This is a genomic window from Pseudoalteromonas sp. P1-13-1a, assembly GCF_001401875.1.
Classification (GTDB): Bacteria; Pseudomonadota; Gammaproteobacteria; order Enterobacterales; family Alteromonadaceae; genus Pseudoalteromonas.
Genome location: NZ_LKDV01000001.1, coordinates 114574 through 125932, shown reverse-complemented (window position 1 = coordinate 125932; position 11359 = coordinate 114574). Strand labels below are relative to the sequence as shown.

The window sequence follows — 11359 nt, the reverse complement described above, 5'->3', positions numbered from 1 at the left end:
AGTACCACTCATAATTACTATACAGTAACTGCTTGCCCAATCAAAATTGACTTCAGGCCTTAAGCTAAAAGCATTTCACAAAGGTTGATAATATATAAGCATATATCCCCCTGACAATTAACTGCGCTAAATCAAATTTCTTCATCTAGCTAAATATTAACAAGTACATTGATCAAACATGGGTTCACTAATTCCTTATATTTTGGATCTCATTAGCGTAATGAAACAACAGAAGAACACATCATACTTCAATTAATACAAATTTATACTTAGCTACAGCGTTATAGATAAACTATCAATTACCAAAGGAAAAGGTTAAACTTAATAAATAGATAGGTAAGATGTGTTCTTAAGGTGATTATGGTTTCTAAAGTACAAATAAGAAGTCAGTTTGATTTAATGAATGAGTTAACGTCGTTGTTGATTGATGAATTACGTGTCTGTGAATATTCAAAGGCTGAATATTATCAGCTCCCAGATATAACAAGTGTTGATGAAAATATTATTCCCGAGTCAATTCTTGTAAAAAAATTAACCGGTGAAATTGCTCATAGGGCAATTTTAAATTCGTTTACTGATATTTATAAAAAAGAAAGTTTAAGTAGTAGAGTATTAAAGCGCCACCCTGGTCTTTTGGTTCTAAAAAATGCAGATGTCATGGCATTAACAAACCGCATAAAACAAGTTAATAAAGCTAAGGCTGCTTTTAAAGAATGTGTTTTGGCCATAGATAATAATGATGCGCGATTTGAAGCCGTTCATAACGCGGTGCCAAATTTAATCACTCTTGCAGCCTATCGAAAAATTCATTTTCAAAGTGAATCCCCTTTTTCAGTGAGATTTACGTGGATGCATAAGCATGCAACTAAAACTCTAACTAAAAAAATGGCGCTTGAAATGCTCGATAAATCTGCTGGTTATAGAAACCCAAGAATGATCGACCAACAAAAATGGCAAGCCCTTGTTGCACAAGAGCAATTGCGAGTAGCGAGTTTAGGTGATAAAGAAAAGTTAAGAATTCGCCGCCCTACCCGAGTAAGCCCCCAAGTTAATGTTAGGTATACCGCAGAAAATAGGTATCACGTAAGTGCTGCATTGCCGTTTATTTTAATTAATCCACAGGCTGACGTTAAGTTAGGTACCTTACCAGATTATCAAAAACCTGAATCTCATCCGAGAAAAAAAGAGTATGACTTTTTAGTTGATAGACTTTACTTAGAACAAGTAGATAAATAATTATGTTAAAAAGGCCACATAGTGTGGCCTTTTTGGTAAGTAGCTTATTATTTTAACTGAAGTTATTTCTCGACTATTTCTTCTATTTTATCTTCGTCAATTAAAACTGCGTTTTCGACAATTCGTTTGCCGCCTTGAATCTCGATACGCTTATTTTGCTTGTTAAGCGTGAGTATCTCATCACAAAACTGATCAGACGGATGCATTTCGTAGGTGTAATCAATAATATTTCCGGTTTTATCATCTTTTACATTAGTAATGCTGTATTCCGAAATAGCCCCTTTTTCAATTAAGTCTTTCATTGTTGTGGTCATATCGCGGCGTAAAGCTTTTAGTTTGTTTTCTGTTATATCGTCGGTTGAATAAATTGAGCCGTATTTTTCCATAATAGATAACAATCTGAAGTGATACGTTTTACCAGGCGCGGCATAACGCCAAAGGTGGTATAAACGCAACATCATCCAACGTGATAAACCACGTTTTAGTTCTTGTGCACTGTTAAAGTAATATCCTTTGTATTCAAGGTTGTCAATCATGTTATGAACAAATGCATTTAAACATGCAACACATTTAACATTGCCGCCTTGGCCTTTTTTACCACTAAAATGAAGAGATGATAAAAAGTTCATATTCGACTCGTAAAAAGAATCATCAATGTCTGTATTTTTAGTATCAGTAGCCGAGTATTTAAATGAAAGCTTAGAACCTTGAAGAGCTTCAAGTGATTCTTTGATTTGTGGATATGGCATTGATTGCCCAACCGCTTTAAGTTCTTGGGCTAATTCGTTCATCGAAAAAACCACGGCATATTGAATACCGGACTTAAAATTGATTTTTACAATTTTACCTTTCGATGCCAAGCGAATTAACGCACGTTCAACTTTTTCTTCTCTATCTGACGGCCATACTAAATATTCTACGTCTTCACCATCTTTACGGGTACTTACAACAGCCGGTGTAATTTTTATTTCGCCGTCATATAAAATACCATCCACTTTTTCGGATATTTTACGCGTAACAATTGTTTTTTTAGGTGCTTCTTCTAATGGCAATTTTTTATGCCCAGAACGTACAAAACGCCCCCATAAATCATAGTGGTTAAACGTGTTTGAATAAGCACGTAACCCATGAGCGGCATTTTCGATAGAAATTCGCACATCTTTGTTATCTGTAAATAGTGCTAAGCTTTCATTATCTATAGCACTTTCCACCCCGTGTATTTGGCCCCTAAGTGTATCGGGCAAGTTATCTACCGAGATGTTGACCTTTCGGCTCATTGTTCTGATTTCCATTTTTTATTGCGACAGCTAATAACAACACATTAAGCAACAAAAGTTAAATGTTTAAGTTAGTATAAAAGTGATCCATCACTAAATAAACGTATTGGATCATTATTATACTAAGTTACGAGTGATAACCTTAAATTTGGATCACAATTTTACTAAGCTTTGCTTCACAAGTTAAAGTTTTACTAACTCAATTATATTTTTGTCCACTGAAAGCGCTAATTTTAAACTTTTCACACGACAAATATTCGTAAAACATATATCTGCTGTGGATAACAGCAACTCGAGTTAGCATAGATCTGATCTGTACTTACTACAGATCAGATCTATACCAATTAGATGAGCCGTTCTTCGCAAGATTAAGTGTATAACTTTATAATTTACTAAGTAAAAACTTGATCTCACACAGTCATTTTGTACATAACCTTTTGAGTAAGTTGTGTATAACTTTAATATTTAAATCAGGCTTAGTAAAAAGCTGATCTGTATGTAGATATAGATCTGATCTTAACCAAGTATAAAGGTGATCTGCTTTTTTTTACATTATTTATTAATATCATATAGTTACACCACTATTATACACCCTTAACCTTTATTACCTTATATATTTAACCACCTTTAAACTTCTTTATTTATACTAAGCAATCTTAAAGGTGTAAAAATATTTTTAGATGTCTTCTTATTAAAATGCATGTCGTCATAAATAGTTGTTTACAGCTATTTGAATGGACATTATACTAACTGCCTAACTTTGAGGAAGAAAGTATGTCTATCAATAATAATGCGCTAAGTACTTACCGGCTTTTAAAAGCAACAGCCGAAGTTGCTGAAAAATCTCTAAAAGGACGCATACAACATTATCGCGCTCACCTTAAATCAGAAGAAAAAGAATTAAGAACATATACCCAAAAAGCAGCAGCTGATTTACTAGGGTGTAATAACCGTACCTTAAAACGTCGTCATGATAATGGTGACTTTGATGATTTAAATATCAAGCGTGGTGCAAATGGGCACTATGCATACACCTTAGTTAATATTTTTGCTATGGCTGATATCATGGATATTCAGCCAGATCACCGTACTGCTAACGATAAGCTTCAAGTTATTGTTATTAATTCACTCAAAGGTGGCTGCGGTAAAACAACGAGTATGGTTAATATTGCTGCAGCGTTAGCTACCACTAATATTAAACGTTACCGAATTGGTATTATTGATTTAGATCCTCAAGGGTCATCTTCAAGCTTTTTCCCATCAAACGATCATGACCCCGTTACGGTAGGCGATTTAATGCGTGATTGCATTGATTTAGATGAAGGCGAAACATGGCCAGAGTTTGTCTCGAGTGCTTTTGTGACTACGCATATCCCAAATATCCGTGTTTTACCCTCAGGTATGGATGACTTTTACTTTGAGCATGAAACCGCTACGCTTTTAAAAGATACCTCTAATTATGAACAAACACGTCATTATCATAAACTGTTAGAGAAAGTTATTGAGCCGGTTAAAGATGAATTCGATATTATTTTAATTGATACTGCTCCTACTCTTAACTTTATGTTTTATAACGCCTTAATGGCCTCTACAGCAATGCTTATTCCAGTTCATCCAGAAGCTGTAGATTTTGATGCTAACAACAAATATTTAAAGCGTTTAGGCGAGATTTACCACACTGTTGCAGCTCTAGGTCATGAAGGTTGGGACTTTATGCAGTTTTTGGTAACCAACTACGTTAAGGGTAATCATTCACAGCGCGATATTGTTAAAGATGTACGCAGTGCGTTTGGCCGCCAAGTAATGAGCTACCCTATTAACCACAGCTCAGCAATTACGGCTAGTTCATCATCTTTTAATACCATATTTGATCAAAAAGCATCGGATAGTTTAGCAAGTCGCGAGTCTTTATTACGCGCGCAAGAAAATATTAAAGATGTTGTAGACGAATTAGAAATGCTTATTCGTTCTAATTGGGAGTCAACCCAATCATCACTTAACAACACTAAGTAAGGATGTTAAATAAAAATGGCTAAAAAACGTAAAAACGACACCCGCTTAGATCCATTTGCAACTGCTGTAGGCAATAGCAGTCTCGACGCATTACTTGAGCAAGCAAACGCTGGCGATGTAATTAGAATGCCTGCGCCTAGTGACCCTACACGCGAAATTACTTTAGTGTGTAAAGTTATAGCCCATGCAGATATAGAATCTAGCACCACGGTTTACGGTAAAAACCGCCGTGTTCAAGCACTTTTAAACGAAAAATCGGTTTCTGACATTTTACCCGCTATTACTGAAGATGGCCGAAATCAGCACCCTGCTTTACTTTGGGATCAGGGAAATACTAACTTAGTACTTGCAGGTTCTCGTCGTCGTAAAGCTTGTATTTTGGGTAATGCCGACTACTTAGTATTAAGCTCTCCTGATTTTACTGAGCAAGACGCTAAAATTTTAGCTGTATCTTCAGATCAGTACATAGCCCCGAGCCTTTGGGAGCTCGGACAAGCTTACCAACAAACTAAAAACGATCTTATTGAGCAAGGTAAAAAAGGCTCTTATCGTGAAATTGCTGCCATTGAAGGTGTATCGCACACCGCAATTGCAGATGCCATTAAAGCGTACGAGCAAATACCGGCTGATGTAATTTCACTTTACCCAACGGCTAACCATGTAGGCAGAGAAGTAGCTAAAAAGCTTGTTAGTGCAAAGGAGCGAGATGAGCAGGCTTTTAACGCGTTAGTTAGTGAATTGCACAACGATGATGAGATTAACGCCATTACAAGCGACGACAAACGCGCAATGGCTATTACTAAACGTTTAACGACCGAGCCTAGCGCGGTTGCTAAACGTGAAGCTGTGTTTGAAAACAACTTTATAAACGTACAGCGCAATTTAAAAAGTGGTGACGTATCTATTAAAATAGATAATAAAGTATTGACTGACAAACGCTTAGAACAGCTTACTAAGCTTTTAAGCGCGTTTAATTAGTACCTTACTACTTAGTAAAATAGTGATCTTTAAAGCCTGTTAGGTTAGTTAAATTCTGATCTAACGGGCCTTTTACTTAGTAAAATCCTGATCTTTTTTGCTATTTATAACCCATCAATCCCTCATTTCTGCTCTTAAGATCACATTTTTACCAACTTAATTTAGTTTTTGCGACTATTTGATGCTGGATTTTAGTTTGTTAGTAAAAAACTGATCTGTAAAGCCCCTGCGTTGTTAATAAGTTGTTTGTAACTTGTGAGCTTACTGTTTGCCTATTCTTATTTTGGCAGATAAATTACTACAAACTACGTATAAACCGATTTTTTACTAACCTAGCAGCTCCAACCAGTTTATATAACGTTAATATTGCTTTTGCTGTGCGCAGTTAAAGAATATACTGGCAGAATTATTTTAAAAATTTAATACTTAGAGTGACATGTCTGCTAACTTATCAAAAAATGATTTACTGGCTATTTTTGAAGAAATAAAAAATGAGCAGGCAACCTTGTTTCCTCTTTCTGAGCGCTTTATAAAAAAGCTATTTAGGCCTAACGTGCTTGATAAAGGCAAAGAGTATTATAAAAACGGCCAAATTAGTTGGCTAGAATTCAGTAGTGATTTTGCTGTTATTGACTCAACTGTACAAAGCGCTACCGGATCAGCATTTAACCAACGTATTGAAATTAGTAAAGTACCGACTGGTTACTCTGTAGATACGCATTGCTCTTGTAATGCTAAAACCAAATGTAGGCACTTAGCTGCCGTATTATTTAAACTCAAAATAGAGCACTCAGGTGAATACGGAGAAGACTACTTTATTAATGATTGGTTTAGTGAGCTGTCAGCACTTAAAAGTTTAAATACTAAACATCCTTCGCAAGTTCTTCTATTTGTATTAGACATTGAAAATAATAAAGTTTTTTTAACGCCAAAAATTGCTAATTACAACAAAAATAATAACTACACGCTGGGCCGTAATCTTACGGAACAACAATTAAATAGTTTTGTAACGCCTAACGATTTGCTCGAAAGTGACTTCAGACTATTTAGTTGGATTCGCTCACAAAATGCAGTGGGTAATTTAGAGCTAAAAGGACAATGGGGCTTTAGCGCTTTACAACAATTAATTGCAACTGAGCGATTGTTTTTGCAGCGTTCGCGTGTGGCTATTAAAGCCCAAACAGGCCAGTCGCTGAATTTTAAATGGCAGCAAAAAAACGAGTTATCGCAATTAATTACTGAGCTTGAACACAGTAAAAATTGGGCACTGATCAAAACCACGCCGCCTGCTTATTTAGATCTTGATCACTTTAAAGTTGGCCGGATCAGAACGCAGCTTAGTGCTGATGAAATAGCACATTTACAATCAATTCCTGCACTACATGATGCAAATTTTGATCGTATTTATAAACAACTTGCAGACAATTTTGGAGCCGGTGTTATACCGCATCCGAATAACGAACAAGTCAACGTTAAGCAACTTGGTAATGCTGTTTTAAAAGCCACTATGGATGAGCAAGCCCTTAAAGTCTCGCTACTGTTTAAATATAAAAACAAAAATTACCCAGCGGGAACAGCGCCATCGAGTTTAATAAATAGTGCATTTGAAAACACAGTAACAAATGAGTTAGTAAATTTAGGCTTTGAGTTTTGTAAAGGGGGTTTACAAAGTGAGTTTATATTTAATAAACAATCACCTATACATTTACATTGGCTTGTTTACGAAGTATTCCCTGGCTTCAAAAAGCGTGGTTGGCAAGTAACTCAAACCAAAGTAAATGTAGCCGACCCTCAAGGACACGTTACACTCGATGTAAACCGTGCTGCAGGGCACCAAATGCACTGCAAAGTGCAATTAAGTGATGCCAAAGCCGGTGCACTTTTTAATACTGATGATGCCACTTATCAATCATTAAATCGTCAAAGTGAGCTGTTTTATTACTACCCTGTTGGGCGTCAATTTGGTGTTATTAGTAAAGATGCGATTAATTTACTAACAGAATTTAAACAACGCTTTGAGTTTGTAAAAACACGCGAAGAATTTAATATCCCGCTTTCTTATTTGCCTGAGCTGGTAAAGCATACCGCAGTCACTATAGACCTTCATGATGACTCTCTTGAGCGTTATCTTGATGAGTTAAATAACACCGAGCAAGCAATGCCAGTGGTGCCCTTACACGGTTTAAATGACTCGGTAACACTACGTGAATACCAGCAACAAGGTGTTGATTGGCTTAGCTTTTTAAAACGCCACCAATTGGGCGGCATACTTGCTGATGACATGGGACTTGGTAAAACGCTACAAGTTATTGCCTTTTTAGCCAGCAGTTTTAATCGCCCGCAAGCGGGGCCGACTCTTATAGTGTGCCCTACTAGCTTGGTAAGTAATTGGCAAAACGAAATAACCAAATTTGCCAAAAGCCTTAAAGTAACCACTATCTTTGGCTCGCAACGTAATGAGCCTTTACAACATTTAGCGCAAGCGCAATGTATTTTGACGACTTACCCATTACTAAAACGTGATATTGCTTATTACTCGCCACTTTATTTTGAAAATATTATTTTAGATGAAGCGCAATATATTAAAAACGATACTGCACAAGTCTCGCGCTTAGTTAAGCGTTTAAATGCTGACTTTAAGTTATGTTTAAGCGGTACGCCAATCGAAAATAATTTATTTGAGCTTAAGTCGTTACTCGACTTTGCCATGCCTTCATTGCTCGGCTCGCAGGCACATTTTAAACAGCACTTTCAAACACCTATTGAGCGCGAAGCCGATTCTGAACGCGCTGAGCAACTAAAGTCGCTTATTATGCCGTTTATATTACGCCGTACAAAAGCGCAGGTAGCGCAAGAGCTCCCACAAAAAACAGAGCTGCTAAAAGAGTTTGAGTTTGAGCCCAAACAAAAAGATATGTACCAAGGTATTACGCGCGCATTAGAAGAAAAGCTTATAGACTTATTTGCTGAGCAAGGCGCACAAAAAAGTAAGCTCGCATTTTTAGAAGCGCTATTAAAGCTTAGGCAAATTTGTTGTCATCCAAAATTAATAGAGCCAGAAACACAAGCAGGTTCAGCAAAATTAGAATGGCTAACTACGCATTTGCCGTTAATGCTAAGACTTGGTCGTAAAGTAATTATTTTTAGCCAATTTACCTCTGCGCTCGATTTAATTGCAGAGCGTTTAAACGACATACATATTAATTTTAGTATGCTAACTGGGCAAACGCGTCATCGCGACAAAGTAATTGACGAGTTTACTAGTGGCAAAACCTCGGTATTTTTAATCAGTTTAAAAGCAGGCGGTACTGGGCTTAACTTAACCCAGGCCGATACTGTTATTCATTTTGATCCATGGTGGAACCCAGCTGTTGAAAAACAGGCCACCGATCGCGCTTATCGTATTGGCCAAACAAATCCAGTGTTTGTTTATAAATTAATTATGAGTAATTCAATTGAACAAAAGGTATTTAAAATGCAGCAAGATAAGCAAGCGCTTGTTGATGCATTATTTACCGATAAATCAATGAGCTTCACATCGTTTGATGAGCAGCAAATGTTATCACTTATAAAAAGTTAAATTTTTAAATAAACAGTTGAACTAATTTAATACGAGGGCGTCTACTATTATGCTTGTTGAATAATTGCAGTTATTACAAGCTTCATGTTGATTTCCCTGTTTGGTTACTAATTTTAGTAATGATTAAGCCAGCCCTTTTAGCTGGCTTTTTTTATGCCTGTAAATAAGACCTTAAATTGTATTTTTTATAAATTGTTTGAACTAAATTTAAAAACACGTGTCTACTATTTTGCTTGTTGTTTAATTGCAGTTATTACAAGCTTCATGTTGATTTCCCTGATTGGTTACTAATTTTAGTAATGATTGAGCCAGCTTCTTTTAAGCTGGCTTTTTTTATGCCCATATTTTAATTTTTAAATTCTTTATATTTTTATGTGAACTTAATTTCATGTGCGACGTCTACTATTATGCTTGTTGATTAATTGCAGTTAACACAAGCTTCATGTTGATTTACCCCGTTTAATTACTAATTTTAGTAATGATTGAGCCAGCTCCTTTTAAGCTGGCTTTTTTTATACCCGCATTAGCCACCTAAATTGCATTTTTTATAAATTGTTTGAACTAAATTTAAAACACGGCGTCTACTATTTTGCTTGTTGATTAATTGCAGTTATCACAAGCTTCATGTTGATTTCCCGATTAGTTACTGAATTTAGTAATGAATAAGCCAGCTCCTTTTAAGCTGGTTTTTTTCTGTCTTAAATTAGCCTCTACCCCCCACAAGTTTTATTCGTTATGATGGCATGTCTCTAAATTTTATAAGTTTATTTTATGTTTACTCAGCTAATAACGCATATTGATTGGTTAAGCGCCGGTGCAGGGATTACAACTGGGCTTGTACTCTATGGCCTTGTTTCGCTACCTTCTCGGAACAAGTTAAAAAAGCAAATTAGCGAACAACAGCAGCAGCTATCGTTATTACAAAATCAGTACGACAACAAGCAGCAGCAATACACTGCTTTATTTGACGAGCATGAGCTACTTGAGCAATCACACCAAGAGCAGCGCGATGAAGCACAGCACTTTAAAACTCGCTTTAGCGAGCAAGAAAAACAAAGTATTCAATACAACCATTTCTGGCGTAAAGCCGAAGGCGAACTAACCGCTTTGCGAGAGCAATTTAACCAGCGCGATATTGAGCTTAATAATATGCGCACTACGCTTGAACAAAAGCAGCAAAACTTTACCGAGCAGCTTGCTCAAATAGAGCAAAGCAAAAGTGTGCTTAAAAAAGAGTTTGAAAACCTAGCTAATAAAATTTTAGAAGAAAAGTCGCAAAGCTTTAAAACGCTAAACCAAGAAAGCATTGAACAACTATTAAAACCTGTTCAAGGGGAGCTAAAAGGTTTTAGAGATAAAATGGAATCGATTCACGTTGAAGATTTAAAGCAACGGGCTGCTCTTAAAACAGAACTACTGCACTTACAAGCCAAAAGCCAAGCTATTACCGAGCAAGCCGATAAACTCAGTAATGCCTTACAAGGGCAAAAAAAGACCCAAGGTAATTGGGGCGAACTGATGCTCGAAAACGTACTCGACAGCGCAGGCCTGCGCGCGGGAACGGACTACAAACGCGAAGTATCGTTTAATACCGAAGACGGCCGACTGCGCCCCGACGTAGTAGTGTATTTACCACAGGGCCGCCACTTAGTGATTGATGCTAAAACTTCGCTAAATGCTTATACCCGCTACGTTAACGCCGAAAACGAATTAGAGGCTAGCCAAGCAATTAAAGAGCATGTACATGCTGTTACAGCACGTATTAACGAGCTTGCCAGTAAATCGTACGATCGTCTCCCTGGTATAAACTCACCTGAAGTGGTTATTATGTTTGTCCCTATTGAGTCTGCCTTTGTAGAGGCCCTTAAATACCAAAGCGATATTTACCAGCAAGCCATCGAAAAAAATATTTTAGTTGCTACACCAACTACCCTACTTACAAGCCTTAATATTGTTAAACAGCTGTGGCGCTTTGAAGAGCAAACTAAATACTCTAAAGAGCTGGCAAATCGTGCCGAACGCTTTTACAACAAGCTCAATGGCTTTTTAACAAGTATGGAAGGTGTTGGAAAACAACTTGACCGCGCAAAAGAAAGTTACGATAAAGCCTTTTCACAGCTTTACCGTGGTAAAGGTAACTTAATTAAACAAGCGTCTGAATTTAAAGAGCTAGGTGTATCGGTTCAAAAAGAGCTACCAAACGAAAGCGTAGAAAAAGCTCAATTAGAGCTGGATTAGTTCTACTTTTTATATGCAAAAGGTTTATGGTTCTCTT

General features: G+C 36.7%; 6 protein-coding genes. 5 read left to right on the top strand and 1 reads right to left on the bottom strand.

Annotated elements, in window-relative coordinates; genetic code table 11:
- The first annotated feature begins 360 nt into the window (after positions 1 to 360).
- Positions 361 to 1236: a DNA replication terminus site-binding protein gene (locus AN391_RS00615; RefSeq protein WP_055013584.1), complete on the top strand. Its 876-nt coding sequence runs from the start codon at positions 361 to 363 to the stop codon at positions 1234 to 1236.
- 62 nt (positions 1237 to 1298) lie between these two features.
- Here AN391_RS00615 and AN391_RS00610 read toward each other — a convergent pair whose 3' ends face one another.
- Entirely contained in the window at positions 1299 to 2513 is a 1215-nt protein-coding gene (locus tag AN391_RS00610) for a hypothetical protein (protein WP_055013583.1), read from the bottom strand.
- A gap of 774 nt (positions 2514 to 3287) precedes the next feature.
- On the opposite strand from AN391_RS00610, the gene AN391_RS00605 reads away from it, so the two are divergent.
- The 4 genes from AN391_RS00605 to rmuC all read left to right on the top strand — a co-directional run bounded on the left by AN391_RS00605 (position 3288) and on the right by rmuC (position 11322).
- Entirely contained in the window at positions 3288 to 4526 is a 1239-nt protein-coding gene (locus tag AN391_RS00605; RefSeq protein ID WP_004586301.1) for an AAA family ATPase, read from the top strand.
- 15 nt (positions 4527 to 4541) lie between these two features.
- Positions 4542 to 5504: a hypothetical protein gene (locus tag AN391_RS00600; RefSeq protein WP_055013582.1), complete on the top strand. Its 963-nt coding sequence runs from the start codon at positions 4542 to 4544 to the stop codon at positions 5502 to 5504.
- A 436-nt stretch (positions 5505 to 5940) separates the two neighbouring features.
- Entirely contained in the window at positions 5941 to 9084 is a 3144-nt protein-coding gene (locus AN391_RS00595; RefSeq protein ID WP_055013581.1) for a DEAD/DEAH box helicase, read from the top strand.
- Positions 9085 to 9855: 771 nt separating this feature from the next.
- Positions 9856 to 11322, top strand: coding sequence for a DNA recombination protein RmuC (gene rmuC, locus AN391_RS00590; protein WP_055013580.1), 1467 nt, complete (start codon positions 9856 to 9858; stop codon positions 11320 to 11322).
- Positions 11323 to 11359: the final 37 nt, after the last annotated feature.

Coding starts and splice junctions, on each gene's coding strand:
- AN391_RS00615 (WP_055013584.1), top strand. CDS start 361: ATGGTTTCTAAAGTACAAATAAGAAGTCAGTTTGATTTAATGAATGAG.
- AN391_RS00610 (WP_055013583.1), bottom strand. CDS start 2,513: ATGAGCCGAAAGGTCAACATCTCGGTAGATAACTTGCCCGATACACTT.
- AN391_RS00605 (WP_004586301.1), top strand. CDS start 3,288: ATGTCTATCAATAATAATGCGCTAAGTACTTACCGGCTTTTAAAAGCA.
- AN391_RS00600 (WP_055013582.1), top strand. CDS start 4,542: ATGGCTAAAAAACGTAAAAACGACACCCGCTTAGATCCATTTGCAACT.
- AN391_RS00595 (WP_055013581.1), top strand. CDS start 5,941: ATGTCTGCTAACTTATCAAAAAATGATTTACTGGCTATTTTTGAAGAA.
- rmuC (WP_055013580.1), top strand. CDS start 9,856: ATGTTTACTCAGCTAATAACGCATATTGATTGGTTAAGCGCCGGTGCA.